Here is a 20,312-nt window from a genome sequence, read left to right as displayed (position 1 = left end):
AGCAGGGCGGCCCAGATTCTTCGGTGCCGGATCACTCGGTCCCCCTCGCCAGCCGGTCGGCGGCCGGGGTCGGCCCGCCGCCCTTGTAGGTGACCCGCCACAGGGCCGACTTGGAGTCCGAGGTGAAGAAGCCGCGGCCGTAGTCGAGGACGTACAGCACACCGTCCGGACCGAACTTCCAGTCCATGAGGTTCTTGATGCCGTCGTTGCCGATCGGCACGATCTTCTTCAGCGACTCCGAGTGCACCGGCAGACCGCCGTCGCCCTGGGTCTTCGGGTCCATGAGCACCGCGTTGCGCGGCTGGTCGGCGTCGTAGAAGTCACCGACGAACCACTTGCCGTCCCAGTAGGCGGGCCACTTGGCCGCGCTCGTGCTGCCGGCGTCGTAGCGGTACACCGGCCCGTTCATCGCGGCCTGGCCGCCGCCCTTCAGCCAGGGCAGCCGGTACGTCGCCTGCTCCGGCTTGTACGAGGGGACGCCGCTCGCGTCCCGCGGGTAGTCCGGCGCGCCGCCCTGCGGCGAGTACCAGATGTTGTTTCCGGTGACCGGCGGCAGATCGACCAGGCCGTCGTTGTTCGGCGACTCGTTCTTCGGGCGGTCGCAGTCGTACCAGCCCAGCGGCTTGGACGGATCCGGCAGATTGCGGTCCCGGTAGGGCTGCTTGTTGCCCATGCAGTACGGCCAGCCGCGGTTGCCCGCCTTGGTGATGGCGGCGAACGTGTCGTACTTGGCCGGGCCCCAGGTCGTCGAGGGCGCGCTCGCGTCCGGACCGACCCAGCCCGCGTAGAGCACGTCGGTCGACTTGTCGACGAAGATACGGGCGGGGTTCCTGACCCCCATCACATAGATCTCGCCGCGGGTCTTGCCACCGCCCTCGTCGGTCTCCTTCCCGGTGAAGAGGTTGCCCTCGGGAAGCGTGAACGTCCCGTCCGGCTCCGGGTGGATGCGCAGGATCTTGCCGTTGAGGTTGTTGGTGTTGCCGGCCGTGCGGCGCGCGTCCGCGAAGGAGACGCCCTTGTAGTTCGGCTGCGGGTTGTTGCCCGAGTAACCGGAGCTGAACCCGCTGGAGTTGTTGTCACCGGTGGCGATGTACAGATTGCCCTTGGAGTCCCAGGCCATCCCGCCGCCCGAGTGGCAGCAACTGTGAATCTGCACAGGCCACTTCAGCAGCACCTTCTCACTGGCCAGGTCCAGCTTGTTCGTTGCCTGATCCAGCGTGAAGCGGGAGACGCGCCGCTCGGCCATCCGCGTGTCACGGTTGATCTGCGCGTGCGGCGTGTAGTGCAGATACACCCAGCCGTTCGTCGCGAACCCCGGGTCCAGCTCGATGCCGAGCAGGCCCTCCTCGACCTTGACCAGCTCGTCGCCGCCGCCCTTGTTGCCGAAGACGGTGAGCGCACCCGCGAGCGTGACCTGCTTGGTCTTCGGGTCGTAGACGTGGATCTCGCCCTTGCCCTTGCCGATGTCGGGGTGGTTCCAGTCCGTGACCACCGGCTGCGAGGAGTCGGCGCCGCCCCGGCCGATGTAGAACACCCGGCCGTCGGGCGCGGTGACCAGCCCGTGCGGTTCGCCGATCTGGTCGTTCTGCCCCGGCTGGTTGGGCTTGGTCAGCCGCTCCGCCTGGTAGTTGGCGTTGATGGTCGCCTTGCAGTCGGCCTGCTCCAGCCGGGTCGTCCACATCAGCGCGCCGCGCAGATGGGCACGGAAGTCGGTCTCGTCGTACGACGACACCGTGCCGCCCATGCCGGTGTAGAAGGAGCGGCCGCCGTCGTAGTCACGGCACCAGCTGACCGGGTGGTCCCAGCCGTTGGCGCCCGTGCCCGGCTGGTAGCTCGACTCCCTCACCCGGGCCACCGTATGGACGTCGCCCGACGGGTTCTTCACCCAGTTCAGCCACTTGTCCGGGTGCTTCCACTGCACCGGCAGGTCCTTGGTCGCCGGGTGCCGGCGGTCGCCGACCTCGACGGTCGCCCGCTGCGCGGCCGAGGGGCTCGACGCGGCCGGGCGGGCTCCCACCAGTCCGGTGAACCAGTCGGAGTACGGCTCCGCGCGCGCCGCGTCATGGAGACCGACGAAACCGCCGCCCGCCTCCATGTACGCCTCCAGGCCCGCCTCCTGCTCCGCGTCGAGGACATCGCCCCCGCCGGTCAGGAACACGATCGTGTTGAAGCGGCCGAGTCTTGTCTCGTTGGTGAACACCGAGGCGTCGCCGGTGGCCTCGACCTTGAAACGGCGGTTCGCCGGGCCCGAGAGCCCGATCTTCTCGATCGCCTCGATCCCGGCGTTCACGACCGGGGACTCCTCCCCGGCCGCCGCGGAACCATGGAAGAGCAGCACGCGTACATTCGCGCCGCCCGGCGGCGACTTGATCGACATCGTTGTCAGCGGGGGTTCCGGATACGGCCTCGCGTTCGCGGCCGGCCCCGACAGCAGCCCGGCGGTCACGACTCCGGCGGCCACGGAGGCCGCCCAGACACGTCTTCCCTTGCTCAACCCTCGTAAGTGCATGGGCACCTCCTCGGTCACAGCAACACCGCCAAGGAAGCTAAACCCCTTTGCTCGGCTCGCCAATACCTATGACCGGGATGGCTCCAACTTTGTCTTGAGTGTGGATAAACGGGAGCGCGGCCGGTACCGTCGCACAGGTTCATCACAGGTACGCCTCTGCAAAAGCCTTACCAGGGTGGGGAGTTCCGCATGGACAGACGCAGCTTCAACCGGCGGGTCCTGCTGGGTACCGCGACCGTCGCGACATCGTTGTCGGTGGCGCCGGAGGCCATCAGCGCCGACGGACCGGCGAAGACGGCACCCGCCGGAGGCGAGGTGAAGCGCATCAAGCTGTACGCCGAGAAACTCGCCGACGGCCAGATGGGCTACGGCCTGGAGAAGGGCAAGGCGACGATCCCCGGCCCGCTGATCGAGCTCAACGAGGGCGACACCCTGCACATCGAGTTCGAGAACACCATGGACGTCGCGGTGAGTCTGCACGTCCACGGCCTGGACTACGAGATCACCAGCGACGGCACGAAGATGAACCGCAGCCACGTCGAACCGGGCGGCACCCGCACCTACACCTGGCGCACCCACGCCCCCGGCCGCCGCAAGGACGGCACCTGGCGGGCGGGCAGCGCGGGCTACTGGCACTACCACGACCATGTCGTAGGCACCGAACACGGAACGCAGGGACTCCAGAAGGGCCTCTACGGCCCCGTGATCGTCCGCCGCAAGGGCGACGTCCTGCCGGACCGGACGCACACGGTCGTCTTCAACGACATGCGCATCAACAACAGGCCGCCGCACTCCGGGCCGAACTTCGAGGCCACGGTGGGGGATCGCGTCGAGTTCGCCGTGATCACGCACGGCGAGTTCTACCACACGTTCCATATGCACGGTCATCGCTGGGCGGACAACCGCACCGGCATGCTGACCGGCCCCGACGACCCCAGCCAGGTCATCGACAACAAGATCACCGGCCCGGCCGACTCCTTCGGCTTCCAGGTGATCGCGGGGGAGGGGGTCGGCGCCGGGGCGTGGATGTACCACTGCCATGTGCAGAGCCACTCCGACATGGGGATGGTGGGCCTGTTCCTCGTGAAGAAGCCGGACGGGACGATCCCCGGGTACGAGCCGCACGAGCACGGGGGCGAACAGCCGGGGCACGAGCACGCGCACTGAAGTCGCGCGCGAGAGCGCTCTCACCACCCTGCCCGCCCGGGGCTATCCTGATCCGCAGCCGCAGATGAGGAGCCCCGAAGTGACCGACACCGCGCCACGTCCCACTCTGGAGGCCGTGGCCGCCCGGGCCGGTGTCTCACGGGCCACCGTCTCGCGCGTGGTCAACGGCGGGGACGGGGTGCGGGATGTTCTCGTGGAGCGGGTCCGCAAGGCCGTGGACGAACTCGGCTACGTCCCCAACCAGGCCGCCCGCTCCCTGGTGACCCGGCGGCACGACGCCATCGCGGTCGTCGTCGCCGAACCCGAGACCCGGGTCTTCGCCGACCCCTTCTTCGCGCTCCAGCTGCGCGGCATCAGCAAGGAACTCACGGCCCACGACAACCAGCTCGTCCTGCTGCTCACGGAGGGCCGGGACGATCACGCCCGGGTCGGCCGGTACCTGGCCGGCGGACATGTCGACGGGGCCCTCGTCTTCTCCCTGCACCTCGACGACCCGCTGCCGGAGCTGATCCAGCGGGCGGGCATTCCCACCGTCTTCGGCGGCCGGCCCGGCTGGAGCGGCGACCGGCAGGGCGTGGTGTACGTCGACAGCGACAACCGGGGCGGAGCCCGCGACGCCGTCCGCCACCTGGCCGCCCTCGGCCGCACCCGGATCGCGCACATCACCGGCGCACTCGACCAGACCTCCGCGGCGGACCGCCTCGACGGCTACCGGGACGTCATGGTCGACGCCGACCCGCGATTGATCGCCGAAGCCGACTTCACCCCGGCCGGGGGCGAGCGTGCGATGCGCGAACTCCTCGACCGCTGCCCGGACCTGGACGCGGTGTTCGCCGCCAACGACCTCACCGCCTCCGGTGCCCTGCGCGTCCTGCGCGAGTCCGGCCGCCGCGTCCCCGACGACATCGCCGTGATCGGCTTCGACGACATGCTGCCCGTCGCGGAACAGACCGACCCGCCCCTCACGACGGTCCGTCAGGACATCGAGGAAATGGGCCGCCTGATGGCCCGCCTGCTGCTGCGCGACCTCGACCGCGGCGCCTCGCACGGGGGCTCCTCGCACGGGGGCTCCTCGGGCAGTGCCGCCGATGGCACGCCCTCGAGCGTGGTCCTGCCGACGACGTTGGTCCGGCGGGCTTCGGCGTAGGCGGTCGGTGCGGTTCGGGGGAGGCGTCGCTCCGGCCGTTGTGCGGCAGCCGGGCAGGGCCGGGCCGGGAGGCGGGGTGGGCTGGGCAGGCTCTCGGCCTGGCACCACTCCGCGACACGGGGCCGACGCCAGCGCATGCCGGCATCACGCCAGGAGTGCCCCTCAGGCCGCCTGCGGCTCGCTGTGGATCACCGCGAAGCGGGCCCCGTACGGGTCGGCGAGCTTGGCGAGGCGGCCGACGCCCGGCAGGTCCGTGGCGGGCAGGCGGATCGTGCCGCCCCGCTCCTGGGCACGGGCGACGATGGCGTCCGGGTCGGTGACCTCGAAGTACGGGAGCCAGTGCGCCTCCTCCTCGACCGGGTCGTCGGCCAGCGCCACGATGCCGCCGAACATGGCGTCCTCCGGCTCCCCGGCGGGGACGAAGGTGGTGTAGGCGCCGCCGGGGAACTCCACTCCGAAGGTCTCCAGGCCGAGCACGGAGTGGTAGAAGGCGGCCGCCGCGGGGACGTCCGCCGTGTACAGCTCCACCCAGCACAGCGAGCCGTGCTCCTGGACGACGTCCAGGCCCTTGTTGCGCCCCGGCTGCCACAGGCCGAACTGCACACCCGCCCGGTCGGCGAGGATCGCCATGCGGCCCAGGTCCAGCACGTCCATGGGCTGCATCCGCACCGAGCCGCGCGCCTGCTCCGCGGCCTTCGCCGTGCCGTCCGCGTCCGGGGCTTGGAAGTACACCCCCCAGGAAGGCGGGCCCTGCTCAGGCGTGGTCTGCATACCGCCGGCGGCGGTTCTGCCGCCGAGCTGGAAGAGGCCGTACCCCCCGACCTCGGGGTCGCCCGGCTGGAAGCTCCAGCCGAACAGATCCCCGTAGAAGGCGGCGGCGCCGTCGATGTCGGGTGTGCCGAGATCGATCCAGTTCGGAGCGCCGGTGACATACCGGGTGGTGAGCATGGCCGCCCTCCTCGCACAGGGTCCCGTCGTCTCACCGTCGAGTCTCGCACCGCCCACTGACACGCGCCGCCGGAGCGCCGCCGGGTCACCTCCGGGGCGTGTCAGCGAGACGTTCCCGCGCGCCGCCGTGCGCCGGCTGATTGAAAAGGTGATGATCGCAGTGGCCGGGGGCATGAACGCGGTGTTGATCCCGCGTTGATCGAACGTTTTTCGTCGACCGCGACGCTTCTTGCCATGCACATCGACACCATCACCTCGCCCGAACTCGCCTGGCAGCAGGAAGCGTTGTGTGCGCAGACCGGGGCGGAGTTCTTCTTCCCCGAACCGGGCAGTTCGGTGCGAGAGGCGAAGCGGATCTGCGGCCTGTGCCCGATCCGTACGGAGTGCCTCGAGTACGCGCTGGACAACGACGAGCGTTTCGGCGTCTGGGGCGGCCTGTCGGAGAAGGAACGGCTGGAGCTGCGGCGCAGGTCGAGCTAGCGGGCCGTATCGCACGCGAGAGCCCCCTGGCAGGACGACCTGCCAGGGGGCTGAGCGTATGGCCGGGGCCGGTCTACCGGGTCACGCGCCGGCCGCCCGGGCCGCCATGCGGGCCTTGCGCGCGGCCAGCTTCTCGTCGAACTTCGACGCCTCGGAGTCCAGACCGCCCATGAACAGGCCGAGTTCCTCCTGCGCCTTGCGGCCCTCGGGGCCGAGGCCGTCGATCTCCATGATCTTCAGGAAGCGCAGCACGGGCTGGAGCACGTCGTCGTGGTGGATGCGCATGTTGTAGACCTCGCCGATCGCCATCTGCGCGGCGGCCCGCTCGAAGCCGGGGATGCCGTGACCGGGCATCCGGAAGTTCACGACCACGTCCCGCACGGCCTGCATCGTCAGGTCGGGCGCGAGCTGGAACGCCGACTTGAGCAGGTTGCGGTAGAAGACCATGTGCAGGTTCTCGTCGGTCGCGATGCGGGCCAGCATGCGGTCGCAGACCGGGTCGCCGGACTGGTGGCCGGTGTTGCGGTGCGAGATGCGGGTGGCCAGCTCCTGGAAGGCGACGTAGGCGACCGAGTGGAGCATCGAGTGGCGGTTGTCCGACTCGAAGCCCTCGCTCATGTGGGACATGCGGAACTGCTCCAGCTTGTCCGGGTCCACGGCGCGCGAGGTGAGCAGGTAGTCCCGCATCACGATGCCGTGCCGGCCCTCCTCCGCCGTCCAGCGGTGCACCCAGGTGCCCCAGGCGCCGTCACGGCCGAAGAGCGAGGCGATCTCGTGGTGGTAGCTGGGGAGATTGTCCTCGGTCAGAAGATTGACGATGAGCGCGATGCGGCCGATCTCGGTGACCTGGGACTGCTCCTTCTCCCACGCCTCGCCGTCCTCGAAGAGGCCGGGGAAGTTGCGCCCGTCGCTCCACGGCACGTACTCGTGCGGCATCCAGTCCTTGGCGACCTGCAGATGCCGGTTGAGTTCCTTCTCGACCACTTCCTCCAGTGCGTACAGCAGCTGAGCGTCGGTCCAGGCGCCGGCGGGGCTGCCGAGGTGGGGAGCGGCGATCGTCATGGACTCTCCAGGGGACATGCGTACGAGCGGTGAGCGGTAACCTACGGCATCGTAGGCTACGTTGCCGTAGGTTACGAGGCCGTAGGTTAAGGGCGCGGTAAAGGCCGCTGATCAGCGGGTCGCTCGGACGCTCGGCGTCGCTCCCGGGGCCCGCAGGTCGAGGGCCGATGGAGGGACACTCCGGCCCGGTCAGACGTAAAGGTCCCGCAGCCGCACCGAGAGGCACGTCACACATCCCTCGAGCTTCTCGAACTCGCTGATGTCCACGACGACCGGTTCGTACCCGAGATCCGAGAACAGCTCGGCGGTCTTCGGCGCGCTCGCGGCCATCAGCAGTTTGTCACCGCCGAGCAGGACCACGTGCGTGCCGGCCTCCTCGGGCACCGGCAGGAAGCGCGCGAACAGCGACGGCGTGTCCATCTTCGGGATGTGCCCGATGACCGTGCCGTCCGGCAGCGCCGTCACCGCCGACTTCAGATGCAGCACCTTGCTCACCGGTACGGCGACGACCCGCGCGCCCAGCGGCTCGAACGCGGCGCGCAACTGCTGGACGCCGGCGGCGTTGGTGCGCCCGCCGCGGCCCACGTACACGGTGTCGCCGATCTTCAGTACGTCGCCGCCCTCCAGGGTGCCCGGCTCCCAGATCCAGTTCACCGAGCAGCCCAGACCGGCCACGGCCTCCTCGACCCCGGCGGTCTCGTCCCGCCGCGACTCGGCACCCGGGCGCGCGATCAGTGCCACGTTCCGGTACATCACGACCGTGTCCTCGACGAACACCGAGTCCGGGCAGTCGTCGGCCGGATCCACCTCGATGGTGTCCCAGCCGTGCGCGCGCAGAGCCGTCACGTACGCCTCCCACTGCTCGACCGCGAGATCGGCGTCGATCCCCTCCCGCTCGATGTGCGTCACCAGCCCCTCGGCAAGACGCGGGCTGGGACGACGGACGAGGGCCTTCTTGCTGGGCACGAGCGTGACTCCGTATCGGATGGGACGTGTCTGCACCGCACCGACGGAACCTCCGGGATCGACCGGAACGCGTCGGGCGTCAGCCGACCATGATGCAGGTCGATCCGACGAGAGGACACCCCCGGGAGGGAGGGAGGAGCTGGGGGCCTGGCGCCGAGGTCGGGGAGGGAACAGGAGGCGAAGCCCCCGCCGGGGCCCGGGGTGGAGCCCCGAGGCAGGGCATGCGCGGCTTGGGGCGCATGAGGTGCAGCCCGGCTGGAAGCCGGGCATGAGGCGTGTCGAGTACGCGGCGGGCGACGCGTTGCTGAGGGTGCAGGGGGCCAAGCCCGGCTTGGTGTGCAGGGGGGGGCATAGCCCCCGCCGGGGTTGGGAGCGGCTGGGAGCCGCGCATGGGGCATGCCGAGCACGCGGCCAGCGCCGCGTTGCCGGGGGCGGGGGACCAAGCTCGGCTCGGGGTGCAGAGGGTGAAACGCCCGCTAGGGGCCCGGGGCGGGGCCCTCCCGGTGCCCGGGGCCCCGAGGCAGGGCAAGCCCCCGGCTTGGGGCGCAGGAGGCGAACCCCGGCTGGAGCCGTGCACGGGGCATGCCGAGCACGCGATGGGCGACGCGTTGCCGGGGGCAGGGGACCAAGCCCGACTCGGGGAGCAGAGGGCGAAACGCCCGCTGGGGGCCCGGGGGCCCCGAGGCAGGGCAAGCCCCCGGCTTGGGGCGCAGGAGGCGAACCCCGGCTGGAGCCGTGCACGGGGCATGCCGAGCACGCGACGGGCGAGCGTTGCCGGGGGGGCAGGGGACCAAGCCCGGCTCGGGGAGCAGAGGGCGAAACGCCCGCTGGGAGCCCCGGAGGCAGGGCAAGCCCCGGCTTGGGGCGCAGGGGATCAAGCCCGGCTCGGGGCCCAGGGGGCGAACCCGCCGTTGGGGGTGCAGGGGGCGTAGCCCCCGTCGGGGGCCGGGGCGGAGCCCCGGGGCGAGGTCAGCCTCTTGTCCGACCGATTCGGGTGGGTGGGTGGGTGGGCAAAGGAAAGGCACACCCCCTACCCCCGCACCGCCCGCCGCAGATGCCCCCCAGTGAACGACCCCTCCGCCTCCAGCAGCTCCCGCGGCGTGCCCTCGAAGACGATCTCGCCGCCGGCCCGGCCGCCGTCGGGGCCGAGGTCGATCACCCAGTCCGCACGGGCGACCACGTCCAGGTTGTGCTCGACGACGATGACTGTGTTGCCCGTGTCGACCAGCCGGTCCAGCAGGGCGACGAGTCCTGCCACGTCCGCCATGTGCAGGCCGGTCGTCGGTTCGTCGAGCACGTAGACCGCACCCGTCCGGTGCAGCCGCGTGGCCAGCTTGATCCGCTGCCGCTCGCCCCCGGAGAGCGTGGAGAGGGGCTGGCCGAGCGTCAGATACGTCAGCCCGACGTCCCGCAGGGCGCGCAGCCGGCGCCGCAGACCCGTGTCGTCGAAGAAGCCGAGCGCCTGCTCGGCCGTCATCTCCAGGACGTCGGCGATGGAAGCGCCCCGCACGGTGAGCCGCAGCACCTCGTCCCGGAAGCGCCGCCCCTCGCAGTCGTGGCAGGCCGTCGTCACCGGGTCCATGAACGCGAGGTCGGTGTAGAGGATGCCCCGGCCCTCGCAGGTACCGCAGGCACCGGTCGAGTTGAAGCTGAAGAACCCCGCGTCGGCCCCGGTCTCGCGGGCGAAGATCTTCCGTACCGTGTCCATGATCCCGAGATAGGTCGCGGGAGTGGACCGGCCCGAGATCCCGATCGACGACTGGTCGACGACCACGGCCTCGTCATGGGCGGCGGTGAACTCCGCGACCAGAGTGCTCTTCCCCGACCCGGCGACCCCGGTCACCGCTGTGAGCACACCGGCCGGGAACCGTACGGTCACGTCCCGCAGATTGTGCCGATCCGCGCCCTTGACCCACAGCTCACCGACGGGCCGGCGCACCTCGCTCTTGACCGTCGTACGGGTGCGCAGACAGCGGCCGGTGAGCGTGCCGGACGCGGCCAGCTCCTCCGGTGTGCCCTCGAACACCACCGTGCCGCCCCCGGTGCCCGCCCCCGGCCCCATGTCCACCACATGGTCGGCCAGCGCGATCACGTCCGGGTCGTGCTCGACGACCAGCACGGTGTTGCCCTTGTCGCGCAGCCGCAGCAGCAGCTCCCCGAGGCGGCCCACATCGCGCGGGTGCAGACCGACGCTCGGCTCGTCGAAGATGTACGTCATCCCGGTCAGGCTGGAGCCGAGGTGCCGCACGGTCTTCAGCCGCTGCCCCTCCCCGCCGCTGAGCGTCGCCGTCTCCCGGTCGAGGCTGAGGTAGCCGAGCCCGATCGTCTCGATCCGCTCCAGCGCGGCCACCGCCGCCCCCGCGATCACCCCGGCCACCGGATCGTCGATCTCCTTCAGTACGGCGATGAGATCGGTGACCTGCATCCCGGCGCAGTCGGCGATGGAACGTCCGTTGATCCGGGTCGCGAGCGCCGCCGCGTTGAGCCGGGCTCCCCGGCATGCCGGGCAGGCGCCCTCCACCAGGAACTCCCGGACCAGATCGCGGGTCTTCTGGCTCATGGCCGACAGGTCCCGCTTCAGATACAGCCGCTCGAAGCGGTCGGCCAGGCCCTCGTACTCGGTGGTCCAGGTGCCGCCGGTGCCGTGGACGGTGACCTTGCTGCCGGGCCGCCCCCGCATCAGGAACTCCCGCTCGGCGGCCGTGAACCGCCCCACCGGCTTGTCCGGGTCCAGGTCGGCGCTGTTGATGTACGCCTGCCCCTGCCAGGTCCCGGCGGCGAACGGCGGGAAGCGGACCGCCCCGTCGGCGAGGGAGCGGTCCGGGTCCAGGATGCGGTCCCAGTCGGGCCGGACCGTACGGCCGAGCCCGTCGCAGTCGGGGCACATGCCCGACGGGTCGTTGAACGAGTACGCCGTCGCCGGCCCGGCGCTCGGGGTGCCGTGCCTCGAGAACAGCACCCGGATCACCGAGTAGACGTCCGTCATGGTGCCGACCGTCGACCGGGAGTGGCCGCCGACCGGCCGCTGGTCGACGACGATCGCGGGGGAGAGGTCCTCCAGGCCGTCCGCGTGCGGCCGCTCGTACTTGGGCAGCCGGTTGCGGACGAACCACGGATACGTCTCGTTGAGCTGACGCTGCGACTCCACCGCGATCGTGTCGAACACGACGGACGACTTCCCCGACCCCGAAACGCCGGTGAACACGGTCAGCCGGCCTTTCGGGATGCGGAGGGTGACGTCCTTGAGGTTGTTCTCGCGTGCTCCGGTCAGGGTGATGACATCGTGCGTGAAGTCGCTCATGCCGCCGACGCTAGGCGGAATACCCGACAGCCTCTGGCGTGATTTCCTTCAGCTCTCCGTCCTCCAGTCGCAGCCAGCGCGTGATGCCGATCGACTCCAGGAACGGCAGGTCGTGACTGGCCACGATCAGCGCCCCCTCGTAGGAGTCCAGGGCCGTGGTGAGCTGCCGCACGCTCGCCATGTCGAGGTTGTTGGTCGGCTCGTCGAGCATGAGCAGCTGCGGCGCGGGCTCCGCCAGCATCAGCGCGGCCAGCGCCGCCCGGAAGCGTTCGCCGCCGGACAGCGTCGCCGCCTTCTGGTCGGCGCGGGCGCCCCGGAACAGGAAGCGGGCCAGCCGCGCCCGGATCCGGTTGTTGGTGGCGTCCGGCGCGAACCGGGCCACGTTCTCGGCGACGGTCAGCTCCCCGTCGAGCACATCGAGCCGCTGCGGCAGGAACCGCAACGGCACATGCGTCCGTACGTCCCCCGCCTCCGGATCCAGCTCACCGGTGATCGTGCGCAGCAGCGTGGTCTTGCCCGAGCCGTTGCGCCCGATCAGCGCGACCCGCTCGGGACCGCGCAGCTCGAAGCCGCCCTCCACCCGGGCCCCGTACCGCAGCCCCAGATCCTGGAGGGTGAGGACGGTACGCCCCGGCGGTACGGCCGTGTAGGGCAGGTCGACACGGATCTCGTCGTCGTCCCGTACGGCCTCCACCGCCTCGTCGAGCCGCTCCCTGGCCTCGGCCAGCTTCTCCTCGTGCATGATGCGGTGCTTGCCCGCGGACTCCTGCGCCGCGCGCTTGCGCGCCCCCATGACGATCTTCGGCTCACGCTTCTGCTCGAACATCTTCTGCCCGTACCGCTTGCGGCGGGCCAGCTTCACCTGGGCGTCGGCCAGTTCGCGCTTCTGCTTGCGGAAGTCGGACTCGGCGACGCGCACCATGCGCTCGGCCGCCTCCTGCTCCACGGCGAGGGCCTCCTCGTAGTCGGAGAAGTTGCCCCCGTACCAGGTGATCTCTCCGGAGCGCAGATCCGCGATCTGGTCGACGAGGTCCAGGAGTTCACGGTCGTGGCTGACGACGACCATCACGCCCGGCCAGGACTGGACGGACGCGTACAGCCGCCTGCGCGCGTACAGGTCGAGGTTGTTGGTCGGCTCGTCCAGCAGCAGTACGTCGGGCCGGCGCAGCAGCAGCGCGGCCAGCCGCAGCAGGACCGACTCGCCGCCCGAGACCTCACCGATGGTGCGGTCCAACTCGACGTGCCCGAGGCCGAGTTCGCCCAGGGTGGCCAGGGCGCGCTCCTCGACGTCCCAGTCGTCGCCGAGGGTCTCGAAGTGCGCCTCGGCCACGTCGCCGGCCTCGATGGCGTGCAGCGCGGCCCGCTGTGCGGCGATGCCGAGTGCCTGGTCGACGCGCAGGGTGGTGTCGAGCGTGACGTTCTGCGGGAGGTAGCCGACCTCGCCGGCGACGCGGACGGCGCCGTCGGCCGGTGCGAGCTCACCGGCGATCAGCTTCAACAGGGTCGACTTTCCCGACCCGTTGACGCCGACCAGGCCGGTCCGGCCCGGGCCGAACGCGGCGTCGAGGCCCTCGAAGACGACGGAACCGTCGGGCCAGGTGAAGGAGAGGGAGGCGGCAGTGATGGAAATAGGCATGTGGGGCCTCTTTCGCGGTTGCTTGATGCGGTCAGGGGCAAACGCGTAGCGAGACACCTGCGACCAGGGAGGAGGGACTCCACAGGCATGAGAAAAGCCCTGCACCGGAGGACGGCTCTGTCGCCGAGGTCGCACGCAGCGCACACACCTGATGGGTGTGACGCGGTGTCTCAGGACCTCAGACGAGCAACGTCCTTCTCCAATCGGCGGCAACAGGACGCTGTCCAACGTACGAGGGGGTGTCAGGCCTGTCAACGAATTAACGCGCGGCCCGAGCGCCCCGAGGAGGCCCCGTGACCGACGGCCCGCTCTCGCTGCCGGCCCGGCTCTGCCTGCTGGCCTGGGACTCCGCGTGCCCGCCGGCCGCCGACGCCGGCCGCCTGGCCGGACTGGTGCGCGCCGGTGCCCTCACCGAACTGGCCCAGCGCGGTCTGCTCATCGACGACGACGGCATCGCCACGCCGGTCGACCTCGACGCGCGTGCCGGTGACGCGGTCCTCGACGGGCTGCTGGAACTGGTCCATGAGTCGTGCCCGCACTCCTGGCGGACGTGGGTGACACTGCGCGCCCGGGTGACCCTCGACGCCGTGCGGGAGCAGCTCGTGGCCGGGGGATATCTGCGGGCGGAGAAGAAGCGGGTCCTCGGCGTGTTCCCCTCCGTGGACCACGCACTGGAGCGGGTCACCGCGGTGGAGGCGCTACGGGAGGAGACGCGGCGGATCCTCCGGGGACCGTCGCCCGTCGCCAAGACCTCCTGGCGCGACGCGGCGCTCGTCGCCCTCGCCGCGGCGGCGGACCTGCTGCCCGAGCAGGACGTCCGCGCCCACGAGCGACGCGTCGAGGAGCTGACCGAGCGCGCCGGGGCAACGGCGCCAGGTCTGCGGAGGATCGTGCGCGAGGTGCTCGGGGCGGTGGCCGCGGAGCCGGGTGCGCCCGCCCGGGCCTGACCCACACCCCTGCCGGATTCCCGCCCCGGGCCCCTCACGCGTCGCGCATCAGCTCCGCCAGGCCGTGGTCCAGATCCAGCTGGAGGTGCTCGAGACCGACCGGCACGAGCTCGCTCGTGGCCTCCAGGAACCGGCGTATCTCACTGGAGCGGACATGCACGACGGCGGTGCCCTCGGGGGCGTGGAACTCCAGCACGGTGCGGTCGTACCCGTACGGCCGCACCCGTACGTCGCCGTGTCCCTCGGCCTCCTTCATGCCTGCGGCGAGCAGCTCGCGGGAGAAGGTCCAGCAGACCTCGACGCCCTCCAGCGTGGCCGGGGCGGGGAAGGTCATGCGGACGGCGAACGGATCACGTCGGTCGTAGTGCAGCGTCGCGGGAATGCTCGGCATACGCGGCGCGGCGGCGACGAGGCGGGCCTCCACGGGCTGCTCGATGACGATGGACAACGCCTTGCTCCCTTGTGACGGCTGGACGGACTTCCGGTCGGATTGCGGCCGGGCATTGGAAGAGACGCCGGATTCAGCCAATCCGTGCACACGAGATGCGAGTGACCTCCGTCACCGCGTTCATGCACCAGAGTGACGTGACTCTCCTCATGTGCCAGGGCGGGCGCGTGTGGCGCCCGCCGGAACACCCGCCGGGCCCGCGAGGCCGTCTGGACGGCGCCCGGGCGGTGGGCTAGCTTCCCCGGCCATGAGGCGCTTGGGGAGCACGCGACGGACGGGACGAACACGGCGCAGGGCGACCGCCGCGGCGGTGTGCGCGGCGGCACTGGCGGCCCTGACCGCCGTACCGGCGCAGGCGCACGGGCCGGACGACCGGGCGCCGCACTGGGAACTGAAGGACACCGGCACCCCGGAGGTACGGTTCCGCGGCCTCGCCGCCGTCAGCCGGAACACCGCCTGGGTCGCCGGCACCGGCGGCACCGTCCTGCGCACCACCGACGGCGGGGCGAGCTGGCGGAACGTCTCGCCCCCGGGTGCGGGGGAGTTGCAGTTCCGGGACGTCGAGGCGTTCGACGCGCGCCGGGCCGTGGTCCTGGCCATCGGCGAGGGCGAGGCGTCCCGGGTGTACCGGACCGACGACGGCGGGGCGACCTGGACGGAGTCCTTCCGCAACACCGACCCGAAGGCCTTCTACGACTGCCTCGCCTTCTTCGACTCCCGCCACGGCCTCGCCATGAGCGACCCGGTGGACGGGAAGTTCCGCATCCTGTCGACCGGCGACGGCGGCCGTACCTGGAAGGTGCTGCCGAACACGGGCATGCCGGCCGCGCAGGAGGGCGAGGCCGGGTTCGCGGCGAGCGGCCAGTGCTTGGTCACCTCCGGGCCGAAGGACGTCTGGCTCGCCACCGGCGGGGCCGCACGCGCGCGGGTGCTGCACTCCGCCGACCGGGGACGCACCTGGACGGCCGCCGACACGGCCCTCCCGGCGGGCGACCCGGCCCGCGGCGTCTTCGCGCTGGCCTTCCGCGACCGCGCCCACGGTCTCGCCGTCGGCGGTGACTTCCGCCCCGACCAGCCCTCCCCGCAGGCCACCGCGCGCACCTCCGACGGTGGCCACACCTGGCGGCCCGCCGCCGCACCCCCGCCCGCCTACCGTTCCGGCGTCGCCTGGCTCCCGCACAGCCGCTCCGCCGCTCTCGCCGTCGGCCCCACCGGCACCGACCTCACCTCCGACGGCGGCCGCACCTGGCGGACGGTCGACACCGGTTCCTACGACACCGTCGACTGCGTCCCGCGCCAAGGGTGCTGGGCCGCGGGTGAGAAGGGCCGGGTTGCCCGCCTGGAGCACTGAGCGAGCGGACCGCTCTGATCGTTGGCAGCGTGGGTACCCGTTCACCGGTCGGGAAAGGAAGTGAGCGGTGATGCCACGCGGTTCGAGCTCCAAGCGGGAGCGCCAGTACGAGCACATCAAGGAGAGCGCGCGGGACCGGGGCGAGAGCACCGGCCGCGCCGAGGAGATCGCCGCGCGGACGGTGAACAAGGAACGCGCCCGCGCCGGCGAGTCGAAGACGGCCAGCCGGACCTCCACGCAGGACATGTCCTCCGGCGAGCGCGGCGGCCGGCGGTCCGGGAAGGGCTCCCAGGGGCCCACCTACGACCAGCTCTACCAGGAGGCCAGGCGCCGCGGCGTCGACGGACGCTCCACCATGAACAAGAGCCAGCTGCGGCGCGCACTGGACAAGTAGCGCGCACGGAACAAGTGAGGCGCGAGCCTCCCGAGGCCGGCCGGACTCCCTGGTCCCGCCGGCCTTCGCGCTGCCCGTAGGCTCGGGCCCACCATGACGACCGTAGACATCCCCGAACACTGGCCCGTGACCGAGGAACAGGCCCGCGCCGTCCAGGACGAACTGCGCGGGCGCGTGATCCTCGACGAACCCGGACCGCCGCCCGGCACGGGCCATGTGACGGGGGTCGACGTGGCCTACGACGACGAACGGGACGTCGTCGCGGCGGCCGCGGTCGTCCTGGACGCGTCGAGTCTCGAGGTTGTCGCGCAGGCCACGGCGGTGGGCCGCGTCTCCTTCCCCTATGTGCCCGGACTGCTCGCCTTCCGCGAGATCCCCACGGTCCTGGCCGCCCTCGACGCCCTGCCGCTCCCACCGGGCCTGGTGGTCTGCGACGGCTACGGCCTCGCCCACCCCCGCCGCTTCGGCCTCGCCAGCCACCTCGGCGTCCTGACCGGCCTCCCCACGATCGGCGTCGCCAAGAACCCCTTCACCTTCACGTACGACGACCCGGACACCCCGCGCGGCAGCGGCTCCGCGCTGCTCGCCGGCTCCGAGGAGGTCGGCCGCGCCCTGCGCACCCGGGAGGCGGTCAAGCCGGTCTTCGTCTCGGTCGGCCACCGCGTGACGCTCGACGGGGCCTGCGCCCACACCCTCGCGCTGACCCCCGAGTACCGCCTCCCGGAGACCACCCGCCGAGCGGACGCCCTCTGCCGCAAGGCCCTCCGGGAGACCTGAGGGTCGGTGTGATCTGAGTACCGGCTCTGAGTACCCGTACGGATGTCCGGCCGCGGCCCCGTCGGCAGGCTGGGGCGCATGACAACGCACCGCGCTCCCAAGCCTGTTGCCGGACCGACCCAGACGGTCGAGCGGGCCGTCACGGTCGGGCTGATCCTCGCCGTGCTGGCCGGTCTCGCCTGGATCGCCGGGATGATCTACACCCTCGCCGCGTGGCCGATGTAGGACGGAGCCCCTCGGCAGTCCTCGGCAGCCCTCGGCAGTCCCTCAGCGGGTGGACGCGACGCGGAAGCGGATGCCCGCCGCGCGCAGCCGGTCGATCAGCGCGTCGCCCATCGCGACCGCCGTGGTGACCTGGCCCGCCGTCTTCGGCAGCTCGTCGAAGGCCAGGCACAGCGCCGACTCGGCGAGCATCTTCGCCGTCTCGTCGTACCCCGGGTCGCCGCCCGAGACCTCCGTGAACACCCGACGGCCGCCGCCCTCGCCCACGAAGCGCAGGGAGAACCAGCTCTTCGCCCGCTTCTCCGGGCTCGGCCCGTCCCCGGGCCGCAGCCGGTCCGACAACCAGCGCCGCGCGGGCGCCACCTGGGCCGCCGCGACCAGCGCGCCGACGGCCGCGACCCCGCCCACCGCGACGGGCAGGTGCCGGACGGCCGCGTACTGCCGGTAGCGGAAATCAGGGCCGTACCGCTCGAGGGTCGCCGCCGACCGCCGCACGATCTGCGGGTCGATGGTCGGCATCGGCAGCGCCCAGGCGCCGACCTCCTTGGCGAACCGCGGCGTACCCAGCGGCGCGGAGACCCGCCGTCCCACCAGCCGCGGCTCATGCCGCCGCCGGTCCCGCACGGCCGCCGCCATCTCCCGCTGCCGGGCGAACTGGTTCAGGGCCGAGTTGAAGGTGCCGCCCGAGAAGGCCGCGTCGGCGGTCACGAAACCCTCCACGGTCAGCGGCACGTCCTCGGGCAGCTGCTGAACCGTGAAGTACACGCCCAGATCGTGCGGGATCGAGTCGAAGCCGGCGGCGTGCACCAGCCGTGCCCCGGTCTCCCGCGCGCGTGCGTCGTGCCGGACGTACATCAGGTCCACGAACTCTGGCTCGCCCGCGAGGTCGAGGTAGTCGGTCCCGGCTTCCGCGCAGGCGGCCACGAGCTCCTCGCCGTACGTCACGTACGGGCCGACGGTCGTGGCCACCACGCGCGCCTGCTCGGCGAGAGCGCGCAGCGAGGCCGGGTCGGAGACGTCCGCCCGCAGCACCCCCACCTCCGCGTCGTCCGGCAGCCGCTCGCGCAGCCGCTCCAGCTTCTGCGCGCTGCGTCCCGCGATCGCCCAGCGCAACCCGTCCGGCGCGTGCGCGGCCAGATACTCCGCGGTCAGCGCTCCGGCGAAACTGGTGGCTCCGAAGAGCACGATGTCGTACGGACGGTCCGTCCTGTTCAGCCTGCTCATGACACCCCTCGGTCGTTCAGCCCGTGCCGCTGTCGGTGGCCGAGGCTAGCGTGAGGGGTGCGGAGCCCGACGACGAGCCCGGAGGAACGACGATGGCCGTGCCCAGGAATGCCCTGAAGAAGTGGGAGAAAGTGCGCGAGTTCGCGCTGAGGCTGCCGGGTGCCGTCGAGGAGTTCCCCTGGGGCGAGTCCGTCGCGAAGGTCAACAAGAAGGTGTTCGTCTTCCTCGGCGTCCAGGACGGCAGCTACCCCCTGGGCGTGACGGTGAAGCTCAAGGACGAGACGGCCCACGCCCACGCCCTGTCCAGCCCAGGCGCCGAGCCCGCCGGTTACGGCCTGGGCAAGGCCGGCTGGGTGAGCATCCCCCTGGAGCGGCAGGGCGCGCCGGCCGCGGAGATGCTCTGCGACTGGGTGGAGGAGAGCTACCGGGTGATCGCGCCGAAACGGCTGATAGCGGAACTGGACGGGGACTGACTCCGTCGGGCAGATTACTAAGCGCTTGCTCTCTTCAGGTCTTGTGTCGATCGGAACGCGTTCTTAGCATCACTGGTGTTACATCGGTTGTGTCACAGCACTGGGGGCTGGATGACCACGGCAAGGACGCCAGGACACGGCCCGCTCACCGGCGTGCGCGTCGTCGAGCTGGCCGGCATCGGGCCCGGCCCGTTCGCCGCCATGCTCCTGGCCGACCTCGGGGCCGACGTCGTGCGCGTGGACCGCCCCGGCGGCCCCGGACTCGCGATCGACCCGGCGTACGACGTCACCAACCGCAACAAGCGCTCGGTGGTCGTCGACCTGAAGTCCCCGGACGGCCCCGACCGGGTGCTCGACCTCGCCGCCCGCGCCGACATCCTGGTCGAGGGCTACCGCCCCGGTGTCGCCGAGCGCCTGGGCGTAGGCCCCGAGGCCTGCCACGCCCGCAACCCGCGTCTCGTCTACGGCCGGATGACCGGCTGGGGGCAGGACGGCCCGCTCGCCGAGCGCGCCGGACACGACATCGCGTACATCGCCCCCACCGGCACCCTCGGCATGATCGGCCGGCCGGACGAGCCGCCGGCCGTCCCGGCCAACCTGCTCGGCGACTACGCGGGCGGCTCCCTGTACCTCGTCGTCGGCGTCCTCGCTGCCCTGAACCACGCCCGCGCGAGCGGCACCGGCCAGGTCGTCGACGCCGCCATCGTCGACGGCACCGCCCACCTCGCCACCATGATCCACGGCATGCTCGCCGCCGGCGGCTGGCAGGACCGCCGCAGCGCCAACCTCCTTGACGGCGGCTGCCCCTACTACGGCACGTACGAGACGGCCGACGGCCTGCACATGGCCGTCGGCGCGCTGGAGCCGCAGTTCTACGCGGAGTTCCTGACCCTCCTCGGCGTCGAGGACCAGGCCGCGGCCCGCAAGGACGTCACCCGGTGGGGCGAACTGCGCGAACGGATCGCGGTCCGCTTCAAGACCCGGACGCGGGACGAGTGGACGGCCGTCTTCGAGGGCTCCGACGCGTGCGTGGCGCCCGTCCTGTCCCTGCGCGAGGCCCCGCACCACCCGCATCTCGCCGCCCGCGGCACCTTCACCGACCACGGCGGCATCACCCAGCCCGCCCCGGCCCCCCGTTTCTCCGCGACCCCGACCTCCGTCCGCACCGGCCCGGCGCGGCCGGGCGCCGACACGGCGGACGTCGCCCGGGACTGGGACGTCCCCGGGCTGCTCGCCTCGTCCCGCAACCCTCAGTGAAAG

At 71.6% G+C, this 20,312-nt stretch carries 18 protein-coding genes; 10 read left to right on the top strand and 8 right to left on the bottom strand.

Going from position 1 to position 20,312, the window contains the following annotated elements; all coding sequences use genetic code 11:
- Window positions 1-31 precede the first annotated feature (31 nt).
- Window positions 32-2,509 (bottom strand): ThuA domain-containing protein, encoded by a 2,478-nt coding sequence (locus tag NNW99_RS04475; protein WP_215117366.1) that lies wholly within the window; start codon window positions 2,507-2,509, stop codon window positions 32-34.
- Window positions 2,510-2,698: 189 nt separating this feature from the next.
- Between NNW99_RS04475 and NNW99_RS04470 the strand changes: the two genes are divergently transcribed.
- Both NNW99_RS04470 and NNW99_RS04465 read left to right on the top strand, forming a co-directional pair.
- On the top strand, window positions 2,699-3,676 hold the full coding sequence (locus tag NNW99_RS04470; protein WP_215117364.1) for a multicopper oxidase domain-containing protein: 978 nt from the start codon (window positions 2,699-2,701) through the stop codon (window positions 3,674-3,676).
- A 79-nt stretch (window positions 3,677-3,755) separates the two neighbouring features.
- On the top strand, window positions 3,756-4,823 hold the full coding sequence (locus tag NNW99_RS04465) for a LacI family DNA-binding transcriptional regulator (RefSeq protein ID WP_215117362.1): 1,068 nt from the start codon (window positions 3,756-3,758) through the stop codon (window positions 4,821-4,823).
- 162 nt (window positions 4,824-4,985) lie between these two features.
- On the opposite strand, the gene NNW99_RS04460 is transcribed toward NNW99_RS04465, so the two are convergent.
- The gene (locus tag NNW99_RS04460; RefSeq protein WP_215117360.1) at window positions 4,986-5,771 is read right to left on the bottom strand and encodes a VOC family protein; all 786 of its coding nucleotides are present in this window, start codon (window positions 5,769-5,771) and stop codon (window positions 4,986-4,988) included.
- Window positions 5,772-6,005: 234 nt separating this feature from the next.
- On the opposite strand from NNW99_RS04460, the gene NNW99_RS04455 reads away from it, so the two are divergent.
- Window positions 6,006-6,251, top strand: coding sequence for a WhiB family transcriptional regulator (locus tag NNW99_RS04455; RefSeq protein WP_215117358.1), 246 nt, complete (start codon window positions 6,006-6,008; stop codon window positions 6,249-6,251).
- An 81-nt stretch (window positions 6,252-6,332) separates the two neighbouring features.
- Here the strand turns inward: NNW99_RS04455 and NNW99_RS04450 are convergent, their stop codons facing one another.
- The 4 genes from NNW99_RS04450 to NNW99_RS04435 form a co-directional block, all read right to left on the bottom strand.
- Window positions 6,333-7,313, bottom strand: a complete 981-nt coding sequence (locus NNW99_RS04450) for an acyl-ACP desaturase (RefSeq protein WP_215117356.1) — start codon at window positions 7,311-7,313, stop codon at window positions 6,333-6,335.
- 189 nt (window positions 7,314-7,502) lie between these two features.
- Complete coding sequence (gene ddaH / locus NNW99_RS04445) at window positions 7,503-8,279, bottom strand: dimethylargininase (RefSeq protein ID WP_215117354.1); 777 nt, start codon at window positions 8,277-8,279, stop codon at window positions 7,503-7,505.
- A 1,030-nt stretch (window positions 8,280-9,309) separates the two neighbouring features.
- A complete protein-coding gene (locus NNW99_RS04440) occupies window positions 9,310-11,580 on the bottom strand; it encodes an excinuclease ABC subunit UvrA (protein WP_215117352.1) in 2,271 nt (756 codons plus the stop codon).
- Window positions 11,581-11,590: 10 nt separating this feature from the next.
- On the bottom strand, window positions 11,591-13,216 hold the full coding sequence (locus tag NNW99_RS04435) for an ABC-F family ATP-binding cassette domain-containing protein (RefSeq protein WP_215117350.1): 1,626 nt from the start codon (window positions 13,214-13,216) through the stop codon (window positions 11,591-11,593).
- A 293-nt stretch (window positions 13,217-13,509) separates the two neighbouring features.
- Between NNW99_RS04435 and NNW99_RS04430 the strand changes: the two genes are divergently transcribed.
- On the top strand, window positions 13,510-14,163 hold the full coding sequence (locus NNW99_RS04430) for a GPP34 family phosphoprotein (RefSeq protein ID WP_215117348.1): 654 nt from the start codon (window positions 13,510-13,512) through the stop codon (window positions 14,161-14,163).
- Between the two features lie 34 nt (window positions 14,164-14,197).
- Here NNW99_RS04430 and NNW99_RS04425 read toward each other — a convergent pair whose 3' ends face one another.
- Window positions 14,198-14,611, bottom strand: a complete 414-nt coding sequence (locus NNW99_RS04425) for an SsgA family sporulation/cell division regulator (RefSeq protein WP_215117346.1) — start codon at window positions 14,609-14,611, stop codon at window positions 14,198-14,200.
- A gap of 247 nt (window positions 14,612-14,858) precedes the next feature.
- On the opposite strand from NNW99_RS04425, the gene NNW99_RS04420 reads away from it, so the two are divergent.
- From NNW99_RS04420 to mmpA, 4 genes are all read left to right on the top strand, one after another.
- Window positions 14,859-15,962 (top strand): oxidoreductase, encoded by a 1,104-nt coding sequence (locus NNW99_RS04420; RefSeq protein ID WP_251057700.1) that lies wholly within the window; start codon window positions 14,859-14,861, stop codon window positions 15,960-15,962.
- Window positions 15,963-16,032: 70 nt separating this feature from the next.
- A complete protein-coding gene (locus tag NNW99_RS04415) occupies window positions 16,033-16,356 on the top strand; it encodes a plasmid stabilization protein (RefSeq protein WP_215117344.1) in 324 nt (107 codons plus the stop codon).
- Between the two features lie 93 nt (window positions 16,357-16,449).
- Window positions 16,450-17,133, top strand: coding sequence for an endonuclease V (locus NNW99_RS04410; protein WP_215117343.1), 684 nt, complete (start codon window positions 16,450-16,452; stop codon window positions 17,131-17,133).
- Between the two features lie 78 nt (window positions 17,134-17,211).
- Window positions 17,212-17,358: a morphogenic membrane protein MmpA gene (mmpA, locus tag NNW99_RS04405; protein WP_215117341.1), complete on the top strand. Its 147-nt coding sequence runs from the start codon at window positions 17,212-17,214 to the stop codon at window positions 17,356-17,358.
- A gap of 42 nt (window positions 17,359-17,400) precedes the next feature.
- On the opposite strand, the gene NNW99_RS04400 is transcribed toward mmpA, so the two are convergent.
- Window positions 17,401-18,579 carry a trans-acting enoyl reductase family protein gene (locus NNW99_RS04400; RefSeq protein ID WP_215117339.1) on the bottom strand — a complete coding sequence of 393 codons (1,179 nt, stop codon included), beginning with the start codon at window positions 18,577-18,579 and terminating at the stop codon, window positions 17,401-17,403.
- Between the two features lie 92 nt (window positions 18,580-18,671).
- Between NNW99_RS04400 and NNW99_RS04395 the strand changes: the two genes are divergently transcribed.
- Together NNW99_RS04395 and NNW99_RS04390 are read left to right on the top strand one after the other, a co-directional pair.
- Entirely contained in the window at window positions 18,672-19,052 is a 381-nt protein-coding gene (locus tag NNW99_RS04395) for an MmcQ/YjbR family DNA-binding protein (RefSeq protein ID WP_215117337.1), read from the top strand.
- Between the two features lie 111 nt (window positions 19,053-19,163).
- The gene (locus tag NNW99_RS04390; RefSeq protein WP_215117335.1) at window positions 19,164-20,309 is read left to right on the top strand and encodes a CaiB/BaiF CoA-transferase family protein; all 1,146 of its coding nucleotides are present in this window, start codon (window positions 19,164-19,166) and stop codon (window positions 20,307-20,309) included.
- Window positions 20,310-20,312 lie beyond the last annotated feature (3 nt).

Source organism: Streptomyces sp. CRCS-T-1, assembly GCF_024442335.1.
GTDB lineage: Bacteria > Actinomycetota > Actinomycetes > Streptomycetales > Streptomycetaceae > Streptomyces > Streptomyces koelreuteriae.
Note: the sequence above shows the minus strand (reverse complement) of the source record. Positions and strands in the feature narration are given on the sequence as shown.

Coding starts and splice junctions, on each gene's coding strand:
- mmpA (WP_215117341.1), top strand. CDS start 17,212: ATGACAACGCACCGCGCTCCCAAGCCTGTTGCCGGACCGACCCAGACG.
- NNW99_RS04415 (WP_215117344.1), top strand. CDS start 16,033: ATGCCACGCGGTTCGAGCTCCAAGCGGGAGCGCCAGTACGAGCACATC.
- NNW99_RS04395 (WP_215117337.1), top strand. CDS start 18,672: ATGGCCGTGCCCAGGAATGCCCTGAAGAAGTGGGAGAAAGTGCGCGAG.
- NNW99_RS04450 (WP_215117356.1), bottom strand. CDS start 7,313: ATGACGATCGCCGCTCCCCACCTCGGCAGCCCCGCCGGCGCCTGGACC.
- NNW99_RS04420 (WP_251057700.1), top strand. CDS start 14,859: ATGAGGCGCTTGGGGAGCACGCGACGGACGGGACGAACACGGCGCAGG.
- NNW99_RS04440 (WP_215117352.1), bottom strand. CDS start 11,580: ATGAGCGACTTCACGCACGATGTCATCACCCTGACCGGAGCACGCGAG.
- NNW99_RS04410 (WP_215117343.1), top strand. CDS start 16,450: ATGACGACCGTAGACATCCCCGAACACTGGCCCGTGACCGAGGAACAG.
- NNW99_RS04460 (WP_215117360.1), bottom strand. CDS start 5,771: ATGCTCACCACCCGGTATGTCACCGGCGCTCCGAACTGGATCGATCTC.
- NNW99_RS04400 (WP_215117339.1), bottom strand. CDS start 18,579: ATGAGCAGGCTGAACAGGACGGACCGTCCGTACGACATCGTGCTCTTC.
- NNW99_RS04435 (WP_215117350.1), bottom strand. CDS start 13,216: ATGCCTATTTCCATCACTGCCGCCTCCCTCTCCTTCACCTGGCCCGAC.
- NNW99_RS04475 (WP_215117366.1), bottom strand. CDS start 2,509: ATGCACTTACGAGGGTTGAGCAAGGGAAGACGTGTCTGGGCGGCCTCC.
- NNW99_RS04455 (WP_215117358.1), top strand. CDS start 6,006: ATGCACATCGACACCATCACCTCGCCCGAACTCGCCTGGCAGCAGGAA.
- NNW99_RS04470 (WP_215117364.1), top strand. CDS start 2,699: ATGGACAGACGCAGCTTCAACCGGCGGGTCCTGCTGGGTACCGCGACC.
- NNW99_RS04390 (WP_215117335.1), top strand. CDS start 19,164: ATGACCACGGCAAGGACGCCAGGACACGGCCCGCTCACCGGCGTGCGC.